This is a genomic window from Pseudomonas sp. URIL14HWK12:I6, assembly GCF_000514195.1.
GTDB lineage: Bacteria > Pseudomonadota > Gammaproteobacteria > Pseudomonadales > Pseudomonadaceae > Aquipseudomonas > Aquipseudomonas putida_A.
Genome location: NZ_AZVL01000002.1, coordinates 159,534 through 183,340, shown reverse-complemented (window position 1 = coordinate 183,340; position 23,807 = coordinate 159,534). Strand labels below are relative to the sequence as shown.

23 protein-coding genes are annotated in these 23,807 nt (G+C 60.2%); 12 read left to right on the top strand and 11 right to left on the bottom strand.

The window, feature by feature from the left end; translation table 11 throughout:
• The first annotated feature begins 15 nt into the window (after positions 1-15).
• From folE to H043_RS0104470, 4 genes are all read left to right on the top strand, one after another.
• Positions 16-576, top strand: coding sequence for a GTP cyclohydrolase I FolE (gene folE, locus H043_RS0104485; protein ID WP_027610868.1), 561 nt, complete (start codon positions 16-18; stop codon positions 574-576).
• Entirely contained in the window at positions 577-948 is a 372-nt protein-coding gene (gene folX / locus H043_RS0104480; RefSeq protein ID WP_007968040.1) for a dihydroneopterin triphosphate 2'-epimerase, read from the top strand.
• 68 nt (positions 949-1,016) lie between these two features.
• The gene (locus H043_RS0104475; protein WP_007968038.1) at positions 1,017-1,313 is read left to right on the top strand and encodes a DUF1244 domain-containing protein; all 297 of its coding nucleotides are present in this window, start codon (positions 1,017-1,019) and stop codon (positions 1,311-1,313) included.
• Positions 1,306-1,644, top strand: coding sequence for a HopJ type III effector protein (locus H043_RS0104470; RefSeq protein WP_027610867.1), 339 nt, complete (start codon positions 1,306-1,308; stop codon positions 1,642-1,644). The genes H043_RS0104475 and H043_RS0104470 overlap by 8 nt, the downstream gene beginning before the upstream one ends.
• Before the next feature lie 184 nt (positions 1,645-1,828).
• On the opposite strand, the gene trxB is transcribed toward H043_RS0104470, so the two are convergent.
• Positions 1,829-2,791: a thioredoxin-disulfide reductase gene (gene trxB, locus H043_RS0104465; protein WP_003221727.1), complete on the bottom strand. Its 963-nt coding sequence runs from the start codon at positions 2,789-2,791 to the stop codon at positions 1,829-1,831.
• A gap of 311 nt (positions 2,792-3,102) precedes the next feature.
• Here trxB and cysZ point away from each other — a divergent pair, with 311 nt between their 5' ends.
• Complete coding sequence (gene cysZ, locus H043_RS0104460) at positions 3,103-3,858, top strand: sulfate transporter CysZ (RefSeq protein ID WP_027610866.1); 756 nt, start codon at positions 3,103-3,105, stop codon at positions 3,856-3,858.
• 28 nt (positions 3,859-3,886) lie between these two features.
• Here the strand turns inward: cysZ and H043_RS28940 are convergent, their stop codons facing one another.
• Positions 3,887-4,462 (bottom strand): hypothetical protein, encoded by a 576-nt coding sequence (locus tag H043_RS28940; protein WP_146038509.1) that lies wholly within the window; start codon positions 4,460-4,462, stop codon positions 3,887-3,889.
• 114 nt (positions 4,463-4,576) lie between these two features.
• Here H043_RS28940 and H043_RS0104450 point away from each other — a divergent pair, with 114 nt between their 5' ends.
• Positions 4,577-5,776: a glycosyltransferase family 1 protein gene (locus tag H043_RS0104450; RefSeq protein ID WP_027610865.1), complete on the top strand. Its 1,200-nt coding sequence runs from the start codon at positions 4,577-4,579 to the stop codon at positions 5,774-5,776.
• A gap of 135 nt (positions 5,777-5,911) precedes the next feature.
• Here H043_RS0104450 and H043_RS0104445 read toward each other — a convergent pair whose 3' ends face one another.
• The 3 genes from H043_RS0104445 to H043_RS0104435 all read right to left on the bottom strand — a co-directional run bounded on the left by H043_RS0104445 (position 5,912) and on the right by H043_RS0104435 (position 8,247).
• Positions 5,912-7,015 (bottom strand): NADH:flavin oxidoreductase, encoded by a 1,104-nt coding sequence (locus tag H043_RS0104445; protein WP_003221722.1) that lies wholly within the window; start codon positions 7,013-7,015, stop codon positions 5,912-5,914.
• Between the two features lie 141 nt (positions 7,016-7,156).
• A complete protein-coding gene (locus tag H043_RS0104440; RefSeq protein WP_027610864.1) occupies positions 7,157-7,639 on the bottom strand; it encodes a glutathione peroxidase in 483 nt (160 codons plus the stop codon).
• Positions 7,640-7,761: 122 nt separating this feature from the next.
• Positions 7,762-8,247, bottom strand: a complete 486-nt coding sequence (locus H043_RS0104435; RefSeq protein ID WP_007968032.1) for a peptidylprolyl isomerase — start codon at positions 8,245-8,247, stop codon at positions 7,762-7,764.
• On the opposite strand from H043_RS0104435, the gene H043_RS0104430 reads away from it, so the two are divergent.
• From H043_RS0104430 to H043_RS0104420, 3 genes are read left to right on the top strand one after another with little or no spacing between them, the layout of a single operon-like run.
• Positions 8,216-8,542 carry a DUF3565 domain-containing protein gene (locus H043_RS0104430; RefSeq protein ID WP_027611099.1) on the top strand — a complete coding sequence of 109 codons (327 nt, stop codon included), beginning with the start codon at positions 8,216-8,218 and terminating at the stop codon, positions 8,540-8,542. The two genes, H043_RS0104435 and H043_RS0104430, sit on opposite strands and share 32 nt — an antisense overlap.
• Before the next feature lie 60 nt (positions 8,543-8,602).
• Complete coding sequence (pta, locus tag H043_RS0104425; RefSeq protein ID WP_027610863.1) at positions 8,603-10,702, top strand: phosphate acetyltransferase; 2,100 nt, start codon at positions 8,603-8,605, stop codon at positions 10,700-10,702.
• Positions 10,703-11,608, top strand: a complete 906-nt coding sequence (locus H043_RS0104420) for an acyltransferase (protein WP_027610862.1) — start codon at positions 10,703-10,705, stop codon at positions 11,606-11,608.
• An 801-nt stretch (positions 11,609-12,409) separates the two neighbouring features.
• Here H043_RS0104420 and cysN read toward each other — a convergent pair.
• The 3 genes from cysN to H043_RS0104405 form a co-directional block, all read right to left on the bottom strand.
• On the bottom strand, positions 12,410-14,308 hold the full coding sequence (gene cysN / locus H043_RS0104415) for a sulfate adenylyltransferase subunit CysN (protein WP_027610861.1): 1,899 nt from the start codon (positions 14,306-14,308) through the stop codon (positions 12,410-12,412).
• Positions 14,309-14,317: 9 nt separating this feature from the next.
• Positions 14,318-15,235 (bottom strand): sulfate adenylyltransferase subunit CysD, encoded by a 918-nt coding sequence (cysD, locus tag H043_RS0104410; RefSeq protein ID WP_003221715.1) that lies wholly within the window; start codon positions 15,233-15,235, stop codon positions 14,318-14,320.
• A gap of 249 nt (positions 15,236-15,484) precedes the next feature.
• Positions 15,485-16,243, bottom strand: a complete 759-nt coding sequence (locus H043_RS0104405) for a Nif3-like dinuclear metal center hexameric protein (RefSeq protein WP_027610860.1) — start codon at positions 16,241-16,243, stop codon at positions 15,485-15,487.
• Positions 16,244-16,346: 103 nt separating this feature from the next.
• On the opposite strand from H043_RS0104405, the gene algW reads away from it, so the two are divergent.
• From algW to H043_RS0104390, 3 genes are all read left to right on the top strand, one after another.
• Positions 16,347-17,501 (top strand): Do family serine endopeptidase AlgW, encoded by a 1,155-nt coding sequence (algW, locus tag H043_RS0104400; protein ID WP_027610859.1) that lies wholly within the window; start codon positions 16,347-16,349, stop codon positions 17,499-17,501.
• A gap of 87 nt (positions 17,502-17,588) precedes the next feature.
• The gene (locus H043_RS0104395) at positions 17,589-19,694 is read left to right on the top strand and encodes a TonB-dependent siderophore receptor (RefSeq protein ID WP_027610858.1); all 2,106 of its coding nucleotides are present in this window, start codon (positions 17,589-17,591) and stop codon (positions 19,692-19,694) included.
• A gap of 12 nt (positions 19,695-19,706) precedes the next feature.
• Entirely contained in the window at positions 19,707-20,426 is a 720-nt protein-coding gene (locus H043_RS0104390) for a DUF4198 domain-containing protein (protein ID WP_027610857.1), read from the top strand.
• Positions 20,427-20,545: 119 nt separating this feature from the next.
• Here the strand turns inward: H043_RS0104390 and hisC are convergent, their stop codons facing one another.
• From hisC to hisG, 3 genes are all read right to left on the bottom strand, one after another.
• Positions 20,546-21,598, bottom strand: a complete 1,053-nt coding sequence (gene hisC, locus H043_RS0104385; RefSeq protein ID WP_027610856.1) for a histidinol-phosphate transaminase — start codon at positions 21,596-21,598, stop codon at positions 20,546-20,548.
• 2 nt (positions 21,599-21,600) lie between these two features.
• Entirely contained in the window at positions 21,601-22,926 is a 1,326-nt protein-coding gene (hisD, locus tag H043_RS0104380) for a histidinol dehydrogenase (RefSeq protein WP_027610855.1), read from the bottom strand.
• A 125-nt stretch (positions 22,927-23,051) separates the two neighbouring features.
• A complete protein-coding gene (gene hisG, locus H043_RS0104375) occupies positions 23,052-23,687 on the bottom strand; it encodes an ATP phosphoribosyltransferase (RefSeq protein ID WP_007967226.1) in 636 nt (211 codons plus the stop codon).
• Positions 23,688-23,807: the final 120 nt, after the last annotated feature.

Genomic DNA, 23,807 nt, shown 5'->3' with positions numbered 1-23,807 from the left:
ACGCGAGGATCACCCATGAGCCGTTCCCTGCCCGAGAATTACCGCGAGATCCTCATCGGCCTCGGCGAAGACCCCGACCGCGAAGGCTTGCTCGACACCCCGTTGCGCGCGGCCAAGGCCATGCAATACCTGTGTCACGGCTATGAACAGAGTGTGGATCAGATCGTCAACGGCGCGCTGTTTGCCTCCGACAGCGACGAGATGATCATCGTCGCCGACATCGAGCTCTACTCGTTGTGCGAACATCACCTGCTGCCCTTCATCGGCAAGGCCCATGTGGCTTACATTCCGACAGGCAAGGTGCTGGGGCTGTCGAAGATCGCGCGGCTGGTGGACATGTTCGCCCGGCGCCTGCAGATTCAGGAAAACCTCACCCGGCAGATTGCCGATGCGGTGCAACAGGTCACCGATGCCGCCGGCGTCGCGGTGGTCATCGAGGCCCGGCACATGTGCATGATGATGCGCGGTGTCGAGAAACAGAATTCGACCATGAACACCTCGGTCATGCTCGGCGCCTTTCGCGACTCGAGCAACACCCGCCAGGAGTTCCTGCAATTGATTGGACGGAGCAAGTAAATGTCACAACTTCAACCGGGAATGGCGCGCATCCGGGTCAAGGATCTGCGCTTGCGCACCTTTATCGGGATCAACGAGGACGAGATCCTCAACAAGCAGGATGTGCTGATCAATCTCACGATCCTGTACGCGGCGCAGGAAGCGGTGCGCGACAACGACATCGATCACGCGCTGAATTACCGCACCATCACCAAGGCGATCATCGCCCACGTCGAGGGCAATCGGTTTGCGCTGCTCGAACGCCTGACCCAGGAACTGCTGGATCTGGTGATGACTCATGCTGCAGTGCTGTACGCCGAAGTCGAAGTCGACAAGCCGCATGCGCTGCGTTTTGCCGAGTCGGTGTCAATAACGCTTGCAGCGAGCCGCTGAGCGTGTCTGGCGCATTGGTCGCCAGACTTTTATCATCCGCGCCACGAATAGCCTGCACAGAGCCCATCATGACCGAGCAACAACGCCTCGAACTCGAAGCCGCCGCCTTCCGCCGGCTGGTCGCCCACCTGGACAGCCGTAAGGACGTGCAGAACATCGACCTGATGAACCTCGCCGGGTTCTGCCGCAACTGCCTGTCCAAGTGGTACAAGGCTGCCGCCGATGACCGTCAGATCGAGGTCAGCCTCGACGACGCCCGTGAAGTGGTTTACGGCATGCCTTACGCCGAGTGGAAAGCCCAATACCAGCAAGAAGCCAGCGCCGAACAACAGGCGGCGTTCGCCAAAGGAAAACCCAATGAGTGATCTGAACACCCTGCGCGCCAGCCTCAAAAGCGGCGAACACGCTTTCGCCGACACCCTGGCTTTCATCGCCGCCGGTTACGACTACCAGCCTCAGGCGTTCAACAACGGTGGCGTGGAAAACGCCGCCGGGCAGAACGAAGGTTCGTGCAAGACCCTGGGTCTGGCGCTACTGGAAGGCTTGAGCGATGAAGAAGCGCTGCTGGCATTCGGCGAGCATTACCGCTCGGTGGTGGCGACGCCTGAAGGCAGCGACCACGGCAATATTCGCGCGCTGATCAAGCACGGTCTGGCGGGTGTGAAGTTCAAAACGCAGCCGCTGACCCGTCGCTGATATCAGATCCAACACCAGTCCCTGTGGGAGCGAGCCTGCTCGCGAAAGCGGTGTATCAGACATCCAGAATGTTGCCTGACATGACGCCTTCGCGAGCAGGCTCGCTCCCACATTTGTTGAGTGGTGGCTGTGAATAACGGGCACAAAAAAAACCGGCCGAAGCCGGTTTTTTTGTGTCTGCGATTTAGAACGAAGCGTTCTGCAGACCGTCCAGGTAACGCTCGGTGTCCAGTGCCGCCATGCAGCCGGCGCCGGCCGAGGTGATGGCCTGACGGTAAACGTGGTCAGCCACGTCACCGGCAGCAAAGATGCCTTCAACGCTGGTGGCAGTGGCGTTGCCGTCACGACCGCCCTGCACAACCAGGTAACCGTCCTTCAGGGTCAACTGGCCTTCGAACAGCGAAGTGTTCGGAGTGTGGCCGATGGCGATGAACACGCCGTCGACTTTGATCTCGTCGAAGCTGCCGTCGTTGTTCTTGAGGCGCGCACCGGTCACGCCCATGTTGTCGCCCAGCACTTCGTCGAGGTTGGCGTTCAACTTGAGGATGATCTTGCCTTCGGCCACGCGGGCGTTGAGCTTGTCGATCAGGATCTTCTCGGCGCGGAAGGTTTCGCGACGGTGGATCAGAGTCACGGTGCTGGCGATGTTGGCCAGGTACAGTGCCTCTTCAACAGCGGTGTTGCCGCCACCGACCACAGCCACTGGCTTGTTGCGGTAGAAGAAACCGTCGCAGGTCGCGCAGGCCGAAACGCCTTTGCCCATGAACGCTTCTTCCGACGGCAGGCCCAGGTAGCGAGCGCTGGCACCGGTGGCGATGATCAGGGCGTCGCAGGTGTAAGTCGCGCTGTCGCCGGTCAGGGTGTACGGCTTGGCAGCGAAGTCCACGGCGTTGATGTGATCGAAAACGATCTCGGTTTCAAAACGCTCGGCGTGCTCGCGCATCCGCTCCATCAGGGCCGGACCGGTCAGGCCGTGCACGTCACCTGGCCAGTTGTCGACTTCGGTGGTGGTGGTCAGTTGACCGCCAGCCTGCATGCCGGTGATCAGCAGTGGCTTGAGGTTGGCACGGGCGGCGTAGACCGCAGCGCTGTAACCGGCAGGGCCGGAACCGAGAATAATCACTCGCGAATGACGGACTTCAGACATGACCTGCTCCTGTTGACCGGGCCGAAACACTGGCGCGGAACGCCGGACTGCCGGCGGGAATAAAAAAGGACTGTGGATAACCTTGGGGAAGGCATGAGCTCGACAGTCCTGTAAAAAGTTGGGTGCAGCGTATCGAGGGGGGCAAGATTAAGGAAATACGGATTAACAATCCAGCTCATAGGTGGTCTCTATACGCAGACTCCGACCAGATCGACGTCTTTGTTACAGTGAATGTCGATCGCTCTGCCGCGCTTTCGCACCTGTTGCAAAGTCGGTAAGGTCGGCGCGTTTTCCCTTGCTCGGAGCACCTTATGCCCGCCCCTGTTCTGTCCGGCCCGCAATACCTGCGCGAAGGCCTCAAACTGGTTCTCAGCCCGGGCCTGCGCCTGTTCGTGTTGCTGCCGCTGGCGATCAACCTGGTGCTGTTCGTCGGATTGATCTATCTGGCCGGCCATCAGTTCAGCCTGTGGGTCGACAGCCTGATGCCGTCGCTGCCCGACTGGCTGAGTTTCCTCAGCTACATTCTCTGGCCGCTGTTCGTGGTGCTGGTGGCGTTGATGGTGTTTTTCACCTTTACCATGCTCGCCAACGTGATCGCTGCGCCGTTCAACGGCTTCCTCGCGGAAAAAGTCGAAGTGGTGGTACGCGGCACCGATGATTTCCCGGCCTTCAGCTGGGGCGAACTGATTGCGATGATCCCGCGCACCCTCGCCCGGGAAATGCGCAAACTCGGCTATTTCCTGCCGCGGGCGATCGGCCTGTTCATCCTCTCGTTCATCCCGGTAGTGAACATCGTCGCCGCCCCGCTGTGGCTGCTGTTCGGCGTGTGGATGATGGCGATCCAGTACATCGACTACCCGGCGGACAACCACAAACTGGGCTGGAACGAGATGCTCGCCTGGCTGCGGCAGAAACGCTGGCAGAGCATGAGTTTCGGCGGGATCGTCTATCTGGCGCTGCTGATTCCGGTGGTCAACATTCTGATGATGCCGGCGGCGGTAGCGGGAGCGACGTTGTTCTGGGTGCGTGAGCGCGGTGCCGAGATGCTGGCTCAGGAAAAAGTCTGAGCCTCCAGGCATCAATCCTTCTGGCAACTCAGGGGTAAACGCCGCCTAGAAGCAGCCCTACCAATACCCACGCCGCAGCGCCTGGCAAGATAATCAGCAAGTTCCAGGCGTTGAGGCGATTGTTACTCAGGCCTTGAGGATCGCTGGCGGCCAAATTGATCAGTTGTTGCCCTTGGCTTGCGACATAAACTCTTATCGGCAGCATGATCAAGGCGACAAGGCCAAGAAAACTCAGATCTGGAATCTGCTTGGGAAGCTTTTCGAATATGTGCGCGACTACGGTCAGTACAACAAAGACTGTCGCCCATTGCTCAAGATCCCAATCGGACTTTCCACCTCTGTCATGGATTCGTTTTTTGGCTTGCCGATAAAGCTGATGCACGAAAAACAAATAGAAAAACGCTCGCGCCCACGGCCATAGTTCCTGTCGAGTACTGCGCTTGTACTGACTCCAGTTTTTGTAAATCCAGAAGTAGAAATACAGGCCAAAACTGAGGATCGCCAGCAGAATGAACTTCCACCGTGCAACAACATAAAACTCTGGTGTTTGTTCATCCGCAACCAAAAGTTCCGCCTCAGGCGGTGCATAAGCATTCTCGGACACAGCCATATTTCCTGGAAAGAGTTCAAGTCAAGGCTAACGACCGGGCAGGCAAAAGGTTTAGGCACACGGTAAGCAGCTGTCATCAATCGATCATCAACTCGACACAATGACGACATCGCCTCAATCGACACTGAGGTCATGACGACAGCTCTGCATATCACCCTGATCAGCGAAACCTTCCCACCGGAAATCAACGGGGTGGCCAATACCCTTGGTCGCTTGTGCGATGGCTTGCGCGCGCGTGGGCATCAGGTGGAACTGGTGCGACCGCGCCAGGCGGGAGATCCGCAGCGCGTCGAGGACGATGCCTTGCTGTTGTGTCGAGGCTGGCCGTTGCCGGGTTATCCCGGTCTGCAATGGGGACAGTCGTCGATGCACAAGCTGCTGCGGCGCTGGAAGCGTCATCGCCCGGACGTTTTGTACATCGCCACCGAAGGCCCGCTCGGTTTGTCGGCGTTGCGTGCGGCGCGACGCCTGGGGATCTCGGTGGTCAGCGGCTTTCACACCAATTTTCAGCAGTACACCAACCAGTACGGACTGAGTTTGCTGACGCGCTTGCTCACGCATTATCTGCGCTGGTTTCACAACCGCTCGGCGATGACCCTAGTGCCCAGTGTCAGTCAGCGCCTGGAACTGGAGCGTCGGCATTTCGACCGCCTCGCCCTGCTCTCCCGCGGCGTGGACAGCCAGTTGTTTCACCCGTCCAAGCGCCTGAACGGCTTGCGTGAGCAATGGGGCCTGAGCGAGCAGGACATCGCGGTGATTCACGTCGGCCGGCTGGCCCCGGAAAAGAACCTCGGCCTGCTCAAGCGCTGCTTCGACACCCTGTGCGGCACTTATCCACAGCGCAAGCTGAAGCTGATCGTGGTCGGCGACGGGCCGCAACGGCCTGCGCTGGAAAAGGAGCTGCCCGAGGCGATCTTCTGTGGTTCACAGCGCGGCGAAGCACTGGCGGCGCACTATGCGTCCGGCGATATCTTCCTGTTCCCAAGCATGACCGAAACCTTCGGCAATGTGGTGCTGGAAGCACTGGCGTCAGGGCTGGGGGTGGTGGCGTACGATCAGGCTGCGGCAGCGCAGCACATTCGCCACGGTTACAACGGCGTGTTGGCGATGCCCGGAGATGAGGATGCGTTCTGCGATGCGGCGGCGTGGTTGCTGGAGGAGGATGAGACCTTGCGTTGCGTGCGCCTGAATGCGCGCCAGCATGCCAGTCGCCAAGGGTGGGCGGCGATCATCGAGCAGTTTGAAAAGCATTTGCGTGGCGCGTGTCTGCGGGAGCAGGTGTTGCCAAATGCGCAGACATTACCTTAGATCTTTGCTGATTTTGAACCTGCCTTCGCGAGCAGGCTCGCTCCCACAAGGGATCTTCAGTGAACACAGATTCTGTGAACCCAGAGAAACCTGTGGGAGCGAGCCTGCTCGCGAAGGGGTCGGTAATGGCGACGCTTAAACCAGCGTCATCAACGCCTCACGGCTGAACGGCAGAATATCCTGCTCACGCCCTTCACGGACTTTCAGCGCCCAGTCCGGATCCACCAGCAGCGCACGGCCCACTGCCACCAGATCGAACTCGTCGTTGTTCAGACGCTCCAGCAGTTTCTCCAGGCTTGCCGGTTGCGCGACCTTGTCGGTGTTGACCATGAACTGCAGGAACTCGCCGTCCAGACCGACGCTGCCTACGGTGATGGTCGGTTTGCCAGTCAGTTTGCGCGTCCAGCCGGCCAGGTTCAGCTCGGAACCGTCAAATTCAGGCTCCCAGAAACGCCGCGTCGAGCAGTGGAAAATGTCCACCCCGGCGTCGGCCAACGGCTTGAGGAATTCGCCCAGCGCCTCCGGGGTCTGCACCAGACGCGCGGTGTAATCCTGCTGCTTCCACTGCGAAAAACGGAAGATGATCGGGAAGCCTTCACCGACTGCCGCACGCACCGCTTGAATCAACTCGATGGCGAACCGCGAACGGTTGGCCAGGCTGCCGCCGTATTCGTCGGTGCGCTGGTTGCTGCCTTCCCAGAAGAACTGGTCGATCAGATAGCCGTGGGCGCCGTGGATTTCCACGCCGTCCATGCCGATGCTTTGCGCATCCTTCGCCGCTTGGGCGAAAGCACCGATCACGTCCTGAATGTCCTGTTTGGTCATGCCGTGCACCACGACCTGGCCATCCTTGAGTTTTTCCGTCGGGCCGTAAGCCGGGACGCTGGCGTCCGGCTCGGTGCCGATGCGGCGCACGCTGCCGACATGCCACAGTTGCGGAACAATCTTCCCACCCTCGGCATGCACCGCGTCGACGACTTTTTTCCAGCCGGCCAATGGCGCTTCGCCGAAGAACTGCGGCACATTCGGGTAACCGTTGGAAGCCTTGTGACCGACGGTGGTGCCTTCGGTGATGATCAGACCAACACCGGCCGCAGCGCGGCGACGGTAGTACTCGATCACTTTGGAATTGGGTACGCCACCCGGGGAAAACGAGCGGGTCATCGGCGCCATCACCACGCGGGTCGGCAGTTCGAGGGCACCGAGGTGGAACGGTTTGAACAGGGCTTGCACCGGCATTGGAAGGCTCCACAGGGAATGACTTTATGACGGCGATAATATGAACAGTCAGCGCCTTTTAACAGCACTATTGATTTGAATGATTAAGGGTCAAAAGTCAGGCAAAAAAAATCGCAGCTCGATGGCTGCGATTTTTGTGTTTCAGCCCAGCGCTTTTTCAATCGCGTGGACAATGGTCGGATCATCCGGCGGCGTGCGCGGCGAGAATCGCGCCAATACCCGGCCATCCTTGCCGAGCAGGAATTTCTCGAAGTTCCAGGTGATATCCCCCGGAAACTCCGCACCCTCGCCCGCCAGCAAGCGGTACAGCTGATGACGATCATGGCCGTTGACTTCAAGCTTGCTCGACAACGGGAACGTCACGCCATAGTTCAGGCTGCAGAACTCCTGGATTTGCTGTTCGGTACCTGGCTCCTGACCGGCAAACTGATTGCACGGCAGGCCCAGCACACTGAAGCCCTTGCCCTTGAATTGCTGGTAGAGGTTTTCCAGCGCCGCGTACTGTGGGGTCAAGCCGCATTTGGAGGCGACGTTGACCACCAGCACGACTTGGCCTTTGAATGGCGCCAGCGGTAGCTCCTGACCATCCAGGGCTGTCAACTTAAGGTCGTGAAAAGCACTCATGACGGACTCCAGATTCCCGTGTTCTACTCGAAACAGCCACTTGGCGAGAGCACCAAGGACAGCCGCGGACTAAAAAGGCGCCCGCAGGCGCCTCTCCAGTACTCGAAGCTTAGCGCAGAAAATCAGTGGTGATGGCCACCTTCGCCATGGACGTGGCCATGAGCGACTTCTTCCTGGCTGGCGTCACGGATAGCAACGACCTTCACTTTGAAGTTCAGGCGCTGACCGGCCAGTGGGTGGTTGCCGTCGACGGTGACGTCGTCGCCGTCCAGGTCACGGATGGTCACGATCTGCATCTGGCCGTCCGGCGCCGAAGCGTGGAACTGCATGCCGACTTCCAGCTCATCAACGCCTTCGAACATGCTGCGGCTCAGGGTGCTGACCAGTTCGGCAGCGTATTCGCCGTAAGCGTCTTCCGGCTCAACGGACACTTCCAGCTCGTCACCAACAGCCTTGCCTTCCAGAGCTTTTTCCAGGCCCGGGATGATGTTGCCTGCGCCTTGCAGGTAGACCAGCGGAGCGCCGCCGGCGGAGCTGTCGATGACCTCACCAGCGTCGTTGGTCAGGGTATAGTCGATGGAGACAGCCTTATTGGCGGCGATCAGCATGGGGCGAGACCTTTTGCAGAAGAATATAGAAAGGCCAAGTTTAGCGAAGCAATCGCGCGAAAGCGAACACAACCCGGACAAACGGGATTCGACAATCGCCGGCTTCCATCAGGATGAAGACGGTCACTGGGTGGCCGAGCTTTCCTGTGGCCACACCCAGCACCTGCGTCACCAGCCGCCGTGGCAATCGCGGCCATGGGTCCTGGACCCGGCGCAACGTATTGAAAAAATAGGCCAACCCTTTGCCTGCGGTTGGTGCGCACAAGGCTCGGTTAGCGATAACCTTGGCGACTGAATTGCGGTAGGCGGTCACGTATAGATCGCCACCATTGCCATGCACCTTTAGAGAATCCGCATGCAAACTTTTTTTATCGCGCCCACCGATTTTGGCGTGGGTCTGACCTCCATCAGCCTCGGGCTGGTGCGTACCCTGGAGCGGGCCGGACTGAAAGTCGGCTTCTTCAAACCGATTGCCCAGCCGCATCCGGGCGACACTGGTCCTGAGCGTTCCACCGAACTGGTGGCGCGCACCCACGGCCTGAAACCGCCGCAGCCACTGGGCCTGGCCCACGTCGAGCGGATGCTCGGCGACGGTCAGCTCGATGAGTTGCTCGAAGAAATCATCGCCTTGTATCAGCAAGCTGCCATCGGCAAAGACGTGCTGGTAGTCGAAGGCATGGTGCCGACCCGCAGCGCCAGCTACGCCGCGCGGGTCAATTTGCACCTGGCGAAAAGCCTGGATGCCGAGGTGATTCTGGTCTCGGCCCCGGAAAACGAAGTGCTTGCCGAACTCTCCGGCCGCGTGGAATTGCAGGCGCAATTGTTCGGCGGCCCGAAAGATCCAAAAGTCCTCGGCGTAATCCTCAACAAGGTCAAGACCGACGAGAGCATGGACGCCTTCGCCACGCGCCTCAAAGAGCATTCGCCGTTGTTGCGCAGCGGTGATTTCCGCCTGCTCGGCTGCATTCCGTTTCAGCCCGAACTCAATGCACCGCGTACCCGCGACGTCGCCGACCTGATGGGCGCACAGGTGCTGAACGCCGGCGATTACGAAACCCGGCGCATGACCAAAATCATCATCTGCGCACGGACCATGCGCAACACCGTGGAGCTGCTCAAGCCCGGCGTGCTGGTGGTGACCCCGGGTGATCGCGACGACATCATCCTCGCGGTCAGCCTCGCGGCACTCAATGGCGTACCGCTGGCCGGGCTGTTGCTGACCAGCGACACCCTGCCCGATCCACGCATCATGGACCTATGCCGTGGCGCGTTGCAGGCCGGTCTGCCGGTGCTGTCGGTGAGCACTGGCTCCTACGACACCGCCAACCTGCTCAATGGCCTGAACAAGGAAATCCCCATCGATGACCGCGAACGTGCGGAGATCATCACTGACTTCGTCGCCAGCCATCTCGACGCCAAATGGCTGCATCAACGCTGCGGCACACCACGGGAAATGCGTCTGTCGCCAGCGGTATTCCGCTACCAACTGATTCAACGGGCGCAGTCGGCGAACAAACGCATCGTGCTGCCCGAAGGCAGCGAGCCGCTCACCGTGCAAGCGGCGGCGATCTGCCAGGAGCGCGGCATCGCCCGTTGCGTGCTGCTGGCCAAACCCGAAGACGTCGAAGCCGTGGCCCGTGCGCAAGGTATCGAGTTGCCGCCGGGGCTGGAGATCCTCGATCCGGACTTGATTCGCGAGCGCTACATCGAGCCGATGGTCGCGCTGCGCAAAAGCAAAAGCCTCAACGCGCCGATGGCCGAACAGCAACTGGAAGACACCGTGGTGATCGGCACCATGATGCTCGCGCTGGATGAGGTCGACGGCCTGGTCTCGGGCGTGATCAACACCACCGCCAACACCATCCGCCCGGCCCTGCAACTGATCAAGACCGCACCGGGCTGTACGCTGGTGTCGTCGGTGTTTTTCATGCTGTTCCCCGAAGAAGTGCTGGTCTACGGCGACTGCGTGATGAACCCGCACCCGAGCGCCGCCGAACTGGCGGAGATCGCCCTGCAAAGCGCTGATTCCGCAGCAGCATTCGGCATCACCCCGCGCGTGGCGATGATCAGTTACTCCAGCGGCGAATCGGCCAGCGGCGAAGAAGTCGAGAAAGTCCGCGAAGCCACCCTGCTCGCCCACGAGCAACAGCACTCGCTGCTGATCGACGGCCCGCTGCAATACGACGCCGCTGCCAACGCAGACGTTGCCCGGCAACTGGCGCCGAACAGCCAGGTGGCCGGTCGCGCCACGGTGTTCGTGTTCCCCGACCTGAACACCGGCAACACCACCCACAAAGCCGTGCAGCGCAGCGCCGACTGCGTCAGCCTCGGCCCGATGCTGCAAGGCCTGCGCAAACCGGTGAACGACCTGCCGCGCGGCGCGCAGGTCGACGACATCGTCTACACCATCGCCCTGACCGCGATTCAAGCCGCCAACCGACCTATGGATGTGTAAATGCTGGACTTTCTGCCCGCCCCGATTCGCGGCGTGATCGCCGCGCTGCTGTTGGCGCTCAATACGATTCTGCTGTGCTCGTTCCTGTTCTGCGTCGCGCTGATCAAAGTGCTGCCCTTCGACCTCGCCCGCCGCGCCTCACTGTGGCTGATGAGCCACACCCACGAAGCCTGGATCAGCAACAACAAAGGCTGGATGAACCTGGTGCGCCGCACCCGCTGGCACATCAGCGGCCTGCAAGGTCTGGACTACCAACACTCATACCTGATCACCAGCAACCACCAGAGTTGGGTCGACATCCTGGTGCTGCAATACGTGCTCAACCGCCGCATCCAGCCGCTGAAATTCTTCCTCAAGCAGGAGCTGATCTGGGTTCCGGTGATCGGTCTGGCCTGGTGGGCGCTGGGCTTCCCGTTCATGAAGCGCTACTCCAAGGCCTATCTGGAAAAACACCCGGAGAAGAAAGGCAAAGACCTGGAAACCACGCGCAAGACCTGCGCGAAATTCCGCAACAACCCGGTGGGGATTTTCAACTTCGTCGAAGGCACGCGCTTCACCGAAGGCAAACATGCGCAACAGCAGTCACCGTTCAAATACCTGCTCAAACCCAAGGCTGGCGGCATCGCCTTCGTGCTGGACGCGATGGGTGAGCAACTGGAGTCGATCGTCAACGTGACCATCCACTATCCGGGCGGGCGTCCGGGTTTCTGGGATCTGCTGTGCGGCAACGTGCGCGACGTGGTGGTGCACTTTGAAGAACTGAAAATCCCGCCGGCCTTCATCGGCAAGAACTACGACCAGGACGGCGAATATCGCCTGCAATTCCAGGGCTGGATCAACCAGTTGTGGCAGGACAAGGATGCGCTGCTGGAGCAGATGCACCGCGAATTCGCAGACAAACGCTAATCCCCTGTAGGAGCGAGCCTGCTCGCGATAGCGGTGGAACAGCCACTCCCAATGTTGAATGACACACCGCTATCGCGAGCAGGCTCACTCCCACAGTTGGATGGAGTGCATTCAGGATGGAGTGCATTCAGTTAGAGCTTGGTCGGCTGTGAGGCCGCCTTCGCGAGCAAGCCCGCTCCCACAGTTTGAACACGGTGTATTCAGGTAGAGATTAGTCGGCTGTCAGGCCGCCTTCGCGAGCAAGCCCGCTCCCACAGTTTGCACACGGTGTATTCAGGTAGAGATTGATCGGCTGTGAGGCCGCCATCGCTGGCAAGCCAACTCCCACAGGAAAAGCTAAAGCCAGGCGCACGCTTTTCACCACTCAAATGGCCGAGTGTCAGCTCGCCGAAAGCTCTTGATCTTGATCCACGGGCGACGTCGGAAGGCTGAGTGTAGGGATTTATCCGGGGGTGGGAGCGCAGCGACCGTTTGGCGCAGCCAAACACAGCGAGAGGAGGTGCAGCGAAGCAAACCGGAGGCGCTGCGCCCGGATCGATCCCGGAGCGAAGGAACCCCGAGCCCCAGCGAGCGGGCCGCACGTAGGAGCAAGCCTTTTGGGTTACCTTTTCGGCGTTTGGAAAAGGTGACTCGCCGTAAGGGCGAAACCCTAAGCCGCCGTTACCGCAGCAACGGATATACCCCCAAAACCCCAAGAGCATGGCCGGCCCAAAAGCCGCCACCGCCGAAAACCAAATGACCCACAATAAAAAAGCCCGCCGATGATCACTCATCCGCGGGCCTTTCATTTCCGGCTAAAGCTTAAATCGCGCCACGCTTGCGCAGCAGATCCAACACCTGCTTGACGCTCTCTTCCAACGACAGCGACTGCGTGTCGATCACCAGATCAGCATTCAGCGGCACGTCATACGGAAAGGACTCACCCGGAATATTATCGCCACCCGCAGCATACAAGCCCTGCGGATCACGCTCGGCACACACCGCCGGCGAAGCCTGCACATAAACCGTGAGCAGACGCTCCTTGCCGATCAGATCCTTGGCCTGCTCGCGACCCTCCGCGCTCGGCGCAACAAACGCCGCCAGGGTCAACAGACCCGCCTCGTTGAACTGACGCGCGACATGCGCAGCACGCCGCCAGTTCTCGGTACGACCGGCACGATCCTGCGGCAGCCCTTTGTTCAAGTCGTGACGCAGATTCTGACCATCGAGCACAAACACCGCACGGCCCATGTCGAACAGCTTGCGCTCGACCGCGTAGGCCAGCGTGCTCTTGCCCGCGCCCGACAGGCCGCTGAACAGCACGGTCGCTGGCTGCTGGCCGAAACGCTGGGAACGTTCCTCAGTGGCAACGTGAGCCAGTTTGCCGTGGTGCGAGGCAGTCCCATGAGCCACTGGCTGAGCGACGATCATGCCGGCGCCGACGGTGCCGTTGGTCAAACGGTCGATGACGATGAACGCGCCGGTGGTGCGGTTGCTGTCGTAACCGTCGAGGGCGATCGGCGCGTCGAGCGCGATCTTCACCTTGCCGATTTCGTTGAGCTGCAACGCGCTCGCCGGGCCTTCTTCGAGGGTGTTCACGTCGACCTTGTTGACGATGCTGGCAATCGAGCCCGGCACGTAACTGGTGGCGCGCTTGATGTCGTATTTCTTGCCCGGCAGCATCGGCTCTTCAGCCATCCACACCAGCATCGCTTCGAAGCTGTCGGTGACCGGCGGCACGTTGTCGGCATGCACCAGCAGGTCGCCACGGGAGATGTCGATTTCGTCTTCCATGGTCAGCGTCACCGCTTGACCCGGGCCGGCCTGCTCCAGCTCACCTTCGAAGGTGACGATGGATTTGACGCGGCTGCTCTTGCCCGACGGCAGAACCACCACTTCGTCGCCCTTGTGCACGATGCCGCTGGCGAGGGTGCCAGCGAAACCGCGGAAGTTCAGGTTCGGACGGTTGACGTACTGCACCGGGAAACGCAAATCGGTGAAGTTGCGGTCACCCGCCACTTCCACGGTCTCGAGGATTTCCATCAGCGACTGGCCTTTGTACCAAGGCGAGCGCTCGGACTTGTTCACCACGTTGTCGCCCTTGAGGGCAGACATCGGCACGAAGTGCATGCTGGTAGGCTTCATCTTCAAGCCTTCGGCGAACTTCAGGTAGTCGGCCTTGATCGACTCGAACACGCCTTCATCGAAGTCTTTCAGGTCCATCTTGTTGATGGCGACGACGATGTGCTTGATGCCCAGCAACGAGGCAATGAAGCTGTGGCGACGGGTCTGGGTCTGCACGCCGTAACGGGCGTCGACCAGGATGATCGCCAGATCACAGGTGGAGGCACCGGTGGCCATGTTGCGGGTGTACTGCTCATGGCCAGGGGTGTCGGCGATGATGAATTTGCGTTTGGCGGTGGAGAAATAGCGGTAGGCGACATCGATGGTGATGCCCTGCTCACGCTCGGCCTGCAGGCCGTCGACCAGCAACGCCAGGTCGATGTCGTCACCGGTGGTGCCGACTTTCTTCGAATCACGGGTGATCGCTTCCAGGTGATCTTCGTAGATCATCTTGGAGTCGTGCAGCAGGCGCCCGATCAGGGTGCTCTTGCCGTCATCGACGTTACCGCAGGTCAAAAAGCGCAGCAGCTCTTTACGTTCGTGCTGGCCCAGGTAGGCGAGGATGTCCTCGCTGATCAAATCAGATGCGTGCGACATGACAACCCCTTAGAAATAACCCTGACGTTTCTTGTCTTCCATCGAGCCTGCGCCATCGTGGTCGATGACCCGGCCCTGGCGCTCGGAAGTTCGCGTCAGGAGCATTTCCTGAATGATGTCCGTGAGGGTTTCAGCCTCGGACTCCACCGCGCCCGTCAACGGGTAGCAGCCAAGGGTACGGAAACGCACTTTCTTTTTGACGATGCGTGCCTTGTCCTCGTCAGACAGGTGTTCGAGGATACGGTCGTCGTCGATCATGATCAGCGTGCCGTTCTTCTCGATCACTTCGCGCTCGGCGGCGAAGTACAGCGGCACGATCGGGATGCCTTCGAGGTAGATGTACTGCCAGATGTCCAGTTCGGTCCAGTTCGACAACGGGAACACCCGAATGGATTCGCCCTTGTTGACCTTGCCGTTGTAGACGTTCCACAGCTCAGGGCGCTGGTTTTTCGGGTCCCAGCGGTGCTTGCTGTCGCGGAACGAGTACACGCGCTCTTTGGCACGGGACTTCTCTTCATCGCGACGGGCGCCGCCGAACGCGGCGTCGAAACCATGCTTGTCGAGTGCCTGTTTCAGGCCCTCGGTCTTCATGATGTCGGTGTGTTTGGCGCTGCCGTGGGTGAACGGGTTGATGTTCTGCGCCACGCCATCGGGGTTGATGTGGGTGATCAGGTCCAGGCCCAGCTCTTCGACCATCTTGTCGCGGAACTTGTACATCTCCTGGAATTTCCAGCGAGTGTCGACGTGCATCACCGGAAACGGCAGTTTGCCCGGGAAGAACGCCTTGCGTGCCAGATGCAGCATCACGGCGGAGTCTTTACCGATGGAGTACAGCATCACCGGGTTGTCGAACTCGGCGGCCACCTCGCGGATGATGTGGATGCTTTCCGCCTCCAGCTGTTTCAGATGCGTCAGTTTGTCGACCATGGCTACTCACGAAAGCTTTCTTATGAACGGCCAGCGGGCCGTGTTCGAGCGGGGAATCCTAGCACAGCGACCTCTTCTAATCAGGACGCCTACTAGATCGAAAGGGCATATGAATATGCCTGCCGGTTCGGCCGAGCAGTTCCCTTGTGGGAGCGAGCCTGCTCGCGAAAGCGGTATGCCAGACACCTTTGTATTGAAAGTCTGACGCCTTCGCGAGCAGGCTCGCTCCCACAGGTATTTGTGGTGGATTCAGATAGGGTTCGGACAATCGATGAAGATGTGTTCGAGGGCGAAGCGCTTCGCCAGATAGTCACCCAACGCCTGCACGCCATAGCGCTCGGTGGCGTGGTGACCGGCGGCGATGAAGCTGATGTCGTTTTCCCGCGCGCTGTGGAAGGTCTGCTCGGAGGCTTCACCGCTGAGAAACAGATCGACACCCGCCGCCACGCCCTGATCGATATAGCCCTGCCCGCCACCAGTGCACCAGCCAACTCGACGAATCATCCCACTGCCCTCGACCAGCAGCGGCTCGCGGCCCATGACGTCTTTAACCTTGCGGGCGAAATCCCTTGGGGTCATTGGCTCGCTCAACGACCCGACCAGTCCGACAATTTTGAGGTTGTCCGGATCCAGTGGCCCTTCAACGGTAATGTCCAGCTGACGCGCCAGTTGCACGTTGTTGCCGACCTCCGGATGCAGGTCCAATGGCAAGTGGTAGGCGAGCAGACTGATGTCGTGCTTGAGTAAAGTCTTCAAGCGCCGCTGCTTCATGCCGGTGATGCACGGGTTCTCGCCTTTCCAGAAATAACCGTGATGCACCAGCACCAGATCCGCTTCGGCTTCCACCGCAGCATCGAGCAAGGCCTGACTGGCGGTGACGCCACTGACGATGCGCATCACTTGCGGACGGCCTTCGACCTGCAGGCCGTTCGGGCAATAATCAGCGATTTTTGCACTGCCAAGGTAACGGTCGGCTTCTTCGACGAGGGTGCTGAGGGCGACGGCCATGAAAGACTCCTGAAAATCCCGTTCAGAGGCGCGCGCGGCCTCGTATAATGCGCGACATTATGGGCGGTCTGACCCCGCCTGCAACTTTTCCAGGACGTGCTTAATGCTCAAGGCGCTGCGTTTTTTCGGCTGGCCGCTGTTGGCCGGTGTGCTTATCGCTCTGTTGATTATTCAGCGTTACCCGCAGTGGGTCGGGCTGCCGAGCCTCGACGTCAACCTGCAACAGGCTCCGCAGACCACCAGCGTGCAGCAGGGACCGGTGTCCTATGCCGACGCAGTGACCATCGCCGCACCCTCGGTAGTCAACCTTTACACCACCAAGGTCATCAACAAACCGGCGCACCCGCTGTTTGAAGACCCGCAGTTCCGGCGTTTTTTCGGTGACAACTCGCCGAAGCAGAAACGCATGGAATCGAGCCTCGGTTCCGGGGTGATCATGAGCCCGGAAGGCTACATTCTGACCAACAACCACGTGACCACCGGCGCCGACCAGATCGTGGTGGCACTCAAGGACGGTCGCGAAACCCTCGCCCGGGTGATCGGCAGCGATCCGGAAACCGACCTCGCGGTGCTGAAGATCGACCTGAAAAACCTGCCGGCGATCACCGTCGGCCGCTCCGACAGCATCCGCATCGGCGATGTCGCGCTGGCCATCGGCAACCCGTTCGGCGTCGGCCAGACCGTGACCATGGGCATCATCAGCGCCACCGGGCGTAACCAGTTGGGCCTGAACAACTACGAAGACTTCATCCAGACCGACGCGGCGATCAACCCGGGCAACTCCGGCGGCGCGCTGGTCGATGCCAACGGCAACCTCACCGGCATCAATACGGCGATCTTCTCCAAGTCCGGCGGCTCGCAGGGCATCGGTTTTGCAATCCCGGTGAAACTGGCGATGGAAGTAATGAAATCGATCATCGAGCACGGTCAGGTGATTCGTGGCTGGCTCGGTATTGAAGTGCAGCCGCTGACCCAGGAACTGGCCGAGTCGTTTGGCCTGTCCGGGCGTCCGGGGATTGTCGTGGCGGGGATCTTCCGCGATGGCCCGGCACAGAAGGCCGGCCTGCAACTGGGTGACGTGATTCTGAGTATCGACGGCGAACCGGCCGGTGATGGCCGCAAGTCCATGAACCAGGTGGCGCGGATCAAGCCGACTGACAAAGTGACCATTCAGGTCATGCGCAACGGCAAAGAACTGAAGCTCACCGCTGAAATCGGCCTGCGTCCGCCGCCTGCACCGGTGAAAGAACAAGAGTAAAACTTTATTCGCGCCGAGTGCGCGAATGAAAGACACTCTCAACAGGCATGTTATATTGTTTCAATTTAACGATTGGAACAACATAACATGTCGTCTCGAAAAAAGGCTTCGCTGCTTGGCCTGACCCTGGGCCTGCTGGGCGATCCGGTATTCGCCGAAGATCCGCAACCCCTCGAACTCGACGCCATCAGCGTCACTTCCGATTACGAGTCCGCCAGCGGGCCGGTCAGCGGCTACCGCGCGACGCGCTCCGCCAGCGCAACCAAAACCGACACCGCCATCCGCGACATTCCCCAAACGATCAGCGTAGTGCCCGCCAGCGTGCTCAAAGATCTGGGCAGCACCAGTGTCGAACGCGCACTGGATTTTGCCGGCGGCGTGTCGAAGCAGAACAATTTTGGCGGCCTGACGCTGTACGAATACAGCGTACGCGGCTTCATCACCTCGGAGTTCTACAAGGACGGTTTCAGCGCCAATCGCGGCTATCCGAGCACGCCGGACGCGGCCAATGTCGAGCGCATCGAAGTCCTCAAAGGTCCGGCCGCGAGCCTGTATGGCCGTGGCGATCCTGGCGGCACGGTGAACATCGTCACCAAAAAGCCGCAGCCCGAAGCGTTCACCACCCTGCAGACCAGCGCTGGCAGCTGGGATCGTTATCGCACGGCACTGGACGTCAATACGCCGCTCGACGAGCAGGGGGACGTGCTCTCGCGGATCAACCTCGCGGTCGAAGACAACCACAGCTTCCGTGATCACGTCGACAGCCAGCGGGTCTTCGTCGCACCTTCGATCAGTTGGCAACTGAGCCCGGACACTTCGTTGTTGGTGGAAAGCGAAATCGTCCGGCACAACTCCACGTTCGACCGAGGAATCGTCGCGCCGAACAACAAATGGAGCGGCGTTTCGCGCTCGACCTTCCTCGGCGAACCGAACGACGGCAACATCGACAACCACAACAACCTGCTCCAGGCCACCCTCGAACATCACCTCAACGACAGCTGGAAACTGCGTCTGGCCAGCCACTACAAGGAAGGCAAACTGTGGGGCGACGCGTCTGAAAGTCGTGCGCTGAACGCCGATGGTCACACGGTCAACCGACGCTACCGCGAACGGGACACTAACTGGCACGACAGCATCACCCAATTGGAGCTGCGCGGTCTGTTCGACCTCGGCCCATGGCAGCACGAACTGCTGATCGGCACCGAATACGAGAACTTCCGCAAGAACGAACGCGTCACTACCATCGCTGGCGGTCCCTACGCCATCGACATCTACAAGCCGATCTACGGCCAACCGAAACCCAACGGCCCACGCTCGGGTACTGACTTCTTCGAACACGTCGAAAGCCACGCACTGAACCTGCAGGATCAAATCATCTTCACCGACAAACTGCGCGGGATGATCGGCGCACGCTTCGAACACTTTGATCAACGCATCGACGATCACACCCGCGATGCCAAAAGCCAGCAGACTCACGACGCCCTCACCCAACGCGCCGGCCTGCTCTATCAGTTGACGCCGAACACCGGCCTGTTCGCCAACACCTCGACCTCGTTCAAACCGAATAACGGCCTCGACGCCTCCGGCAAATCCTTCGATCCCGAAGAAGGTGTCGGCTACGAAATCGGGATCAAGAACGAACTGTTCGACGAGCGCCTGAGCAGCACCCTCGCCTTCTTCCACATCGATAAGGAAAACGTCCTCGCCCTCGATCCGAACACCGATACCAGCCGCGCGATGGGCAAGGCGCGCAGTCGCGGTTTCGACTGGCAAGTGACCGGGCAAGTGACCGATGCCGTGCGGGTGATGGGTGCCTTCGCTTACATCGACGCTGAAGTGACCAAGGGCGACGCGGCAATCCCGACCGGCAGCCGCATCCTTGGCGTGGCCAAGCGCAGTGGCAGCCTGCTCGGTGTGTACGAATTTCAGGACGGCCATTTGCGCGGCTCGGACGTCGGCGCGGCGTTCACCTATGTCGGCGATCGCTCCGGTGAAGCCGGCGGTGATTTTGAAATGCCGGCCTATCACACCGTCGATCTGCTGGCCCATTACAAGGCCAGCGACAACGTCACGGTTGGCCTGAACCTGAACAATCTCTTCGACGAAAAATATTACGAGCGCTCCTACAGCAATTATTGGGTCAACCCCGGCGAGCCGCGCAATTTCACCGTCAGCCTGACACTCAACCTGTAAAAGGACGTCACTATGCAATGCCGCAAAACCCTGCTGATCATCGCCGCCCTGTTCGCCACTCAGGCCTCGGCCCACGGCCTGTGGACCGAACAACGGCGCGGCAACATCGAAGTGATCTACGGCCACGGCGCCGAGGACAATGCCTTCAAGGCGCAGAAAATCAGCGGCGCCTGGGCCTATGACACAAGCGGCAAAATGATCCCGGTGAGCGTCGAACGCCTGTCCGATCACGCGCGCCTGAAGCCGCTAAAAACACCGGCGGTCATGGCCGTCGCACTGAATAACGGCATGTGGTCGCAAACCGCCGACAGAAAATGGATCAACGAAGGCCGCAGCAAAGTGCCGGGTGCTGTCGAAGCCACCGAGACGTTCAAGTACAGCCTGGCGATTTATCAGCCGGGAGCAAAGTTGCCCAGGCTTGAGCAGATCAAGTTGCTGATTTTGCCGGAGGTCGACCCGCTGGCCGTCGGCCCGGGCAAATCACTGCCGGTACGGGTGCTGCTCGATGGCAAACCGGCAGCGGGCGTGAAGCTGATTGGCGACTATCGCAATGCACCGAACACCCTGAGCACTGAAACGGACAAGGACGGTCGTGCGCAAGTGCTGGTGCGTAATGAAGGGTTGAATGTGATTGCGGCGCAGGTGGAAGTGCCGGTGAAGGACAGCGCGGATGTGAACAGTCGCGGGCTGTTCAGTTCGCTGACGTTCCTTGGCGAACCGCATCACGAATAACCAACACAAAACCAATGTGGGAGCGAGCCTGCTCGCGAAGGGGGCAAAACATTCAGCAAGGATGTTGAATGAAAAACCGCTTTCGCGAGCAGGCTCGCTCCCACAGGTTCAGCGGCGGGTCAGAGGTTGCCGAGACCGTCGATCAGCGCCTGATTCTGCTCCGGCGTACCGATCGAAATCCGCAGGAACTGGGCAATCCGCTCCTGCTTGAAGTGACGCACGATCACACCCTGCTCGCGCAGTTTGGCTGCCAGCCCTGCTGCATCGTGTTGCGGGTGACGGGCGAAGATGAAGTTCGCCGCCGAAGGCAGCACTTCAAAGCCTTTGGCCTGCAATTGCGCGATCACCCATTCACGGCTCTCGATCACCAGACGGCAGGTCTTGTCGAAATACTCGCGATCCTCGAACGCTGCCGCCGCCCCGACAATCGCCAGGCGATCCAGCGGATAGGAGTTGAAGCTGTTCTTGATCCGCTCCAGCGCTTCGATCAGATCCGGATGACCCACCGCCAGACCAACGCGCAGGCCGGCCAGCGAGCGCGACTTGGACAGGGTCTGGGTCACCAGCAGGTTCGGATAACGATCCACCAGGCTGATCGCGGTTTCGCCACCGAAGTCGATGTACGCCTCATCCACGACCACTACCGAATCCGGGCTGGCCTTGAGGATCTGCTCGACCGCCTCCAGCGCCAACAGGCAACCGGTCGGTGCGTTCGGATTGGGGAAAATGATCCCGCCGTTCGGTTTGGCGTAGTCCGCCGGGTTGATCTGGAACTGCGCGTCCAGCGGCACGGCATCGAACTGGATGCCGTACAGACCGCAATACACCGGATAGAAGCTGTAGCTGATGTCCGGGAACAGCAGCGGCTGCTCGTGTTGCAGCAGACCGTGAAAGATGTGCGCGAGCACTTCGTCCGAACCGTTGCCGAGAAACACTTGATTGCTCTGCACGCCGTAGTAGTTAGCGACGGCGTTTTTCAGCAGATCGCTGTTCGGGTCCGGGTACAGGCGCAGGTTGTCGTTGAGTTCGGTCTGCATCGCCGCCAGGGCTTTTGGCGACGGGCCGTAGGGGTTTTCGTTGGTGTTGAGCTTGACCAGTTTGGTCAGCTTTGGCTGCTCGCCCGGCACATACGGCACCAGATCCTTGACGAACGGGCTCCAGAATTTACTCATGATCAGTTCCCCTTCTGCTCAGCTTTGATGCGGTATTCGGCGCTGCGTGCGTGCGCACTCAGGGATTCGCCACGGGCCAGCACCGAAGCGGTCTTGCCCAGCTCGGAAGCACCGGCCTCGGAGCAGAAGATGATCGACGAACGTTTCTGGAAGTCGTACACACCCAGCGGCGAGGAGAAACGCGCAGTGCCGGACGTTGGCAGCACGTGGTTCGGGCCGGCGCAATAATCACCCAGCGCTTCTGAGGTGTGGCGGCCCATGAAGATCGCGCCGGCGTGACGGATCTGCGGCAGCCAGGCTTGCGGATCAGCGACCGACAGCTCCAGGTGTTCCGGGGCGATGCGGTTGGCGACTTCGATGGCTTGCGCCATGTCGCGCACATGAATCAGTGCACCGCGACCATTGATCGAGGTTTCGATAATGGTTGCGCGGTCCATGGTCGGCAGCAGTTTGTCGATGCTCGCAGCGACCTTGTCGAGGAATTCGGCGTCCGGGCTGACTAGAATTGCCTGCGCGTCTTCGTCGTGCTCGGCCTGGGAGAACAGATCCATGGCGATCCAGTCCGGATCGGTCTGGCCGTCGCACACCACAAGGATTTCCGACGGGCCGGCGATCATGTCGATGCCGACCTGACCGAACACGTGACGCTTGGCGGTGGCCACATAGATGTTACCCGGGCCGACGACCTTGTCCACCTGTGGCACGCTTTCGGTGCCGTAAGCCAGCGCGGCAACCGCTTGTGCGCCGCCGATGGTGAACACCCGGTCAACGCCGGCAATGCACGCCGCCGCCAGCACCAGTTCATTGAGCTCACCGCGCGGGGTCGGCACGACCATGACCACTTCGGTCACGCCGGCGACCTTGGCCGGAATCGCGTTCATCAACACCGACGATGGATACGACGCCTTGCCGCCCGGCACATACAGACCGGCCCGATCCAGCGGTGTGACCTTCTGCCCGAGTACGGTGCCGTCGGCCTCGGTATAGCTCCAGGAATCCTGTTTCTGTTTTTCGTGGTAGCTGCGCACCCGCGCCGCGGCTTTTTCCAGCGCTTCGCGCTGTGCCACGGTGATGCGGGTCAGCGCCAGTTCCAGACGCTCGCGCGGCAGAATCAGGTCAGCCATCGACGCCACTTCGAGGCCGTCGAACTTCTGGGTGAATTCGACCAGCGCCGCGTCACCGCGCTCGCGCACCGCCTTGATGATGTCCAGCACGCGCTGATTGACCGAGTCGTCAGACACACTTTCCCAGCTCAGCAGATGATCCAGATGATGCGCGAAATCCGGGTCAGCAGCGTTGAGTCGGCGAATTGCAGTCGGTGCGGTCATAGCGAGAGCCTCATAGGAATGGCGAAAAACTCAGGCGCCCGAAACTATCATTCGATCCGCTTGGGCACCTGAGAATTCTGGCTATGAGGCGGATAGACGGCGCGACCAGGGGTCGCGCAGGTACATCAGCCGCGGTGTCGCGATTCCACTGCGTTGCGCAGGGTATCGATCAACGCCTGGATTCGGGCGTGTTGCATCTTCATCGAAGCCTTGTTGACCACCAGGCGCGAGCTGATCGTGGCGATCAGTTCCTGAGGTTCCAGGCCGTTGGCGCGCAGGGTGTTGCCGGTGTCGACCACGTCGATGATCTTGTCGGCCAGACCGATCAGCGGCGCCAGCTCCATCGAGCCGTAGAGCTTGATGATGTCGACCTGACGACCCTGTTCGGCGTAGTAACGCTTGGCAACGTTGACGAATTTGGTCGCCACGCGCAGACGGCCCTTGGGCTCGGCCGCGCCGATCTTGCCGGCGGTCATCAGCTTGCACTGGGCAATCTGCAGATCCAGCGGCTCGTACAGGCCCTGGCCGGTGTATTCCATCAACACGTCTTTACCGGCGACGCCGAGGTCGGCCGCGCCATGCTCGACATAGGTCGGCACGTCGGTGGCACGCACGATCAACAGACGTACGTCATCCTGAGTGGTGGGGATGATCAGCTTGCGGCTCTTGTCCGGATTCTCGGTCGGCACGATGCCGGCTTCAGCGAGAAGCGGCAGGGTGTCGTCAAGGATGCGGCCCTTGGACAGTGCGATGGTCAACATGGGAAACGTCAGTCCTTATCAAGGTACTCATGCCCGGTCGCAATCGGCGCCGGACACACATCGAGCCGGATACCGGCTCGACTCGAAACAAATTCAGTGGACACGTCCCTGTGTCCGCAT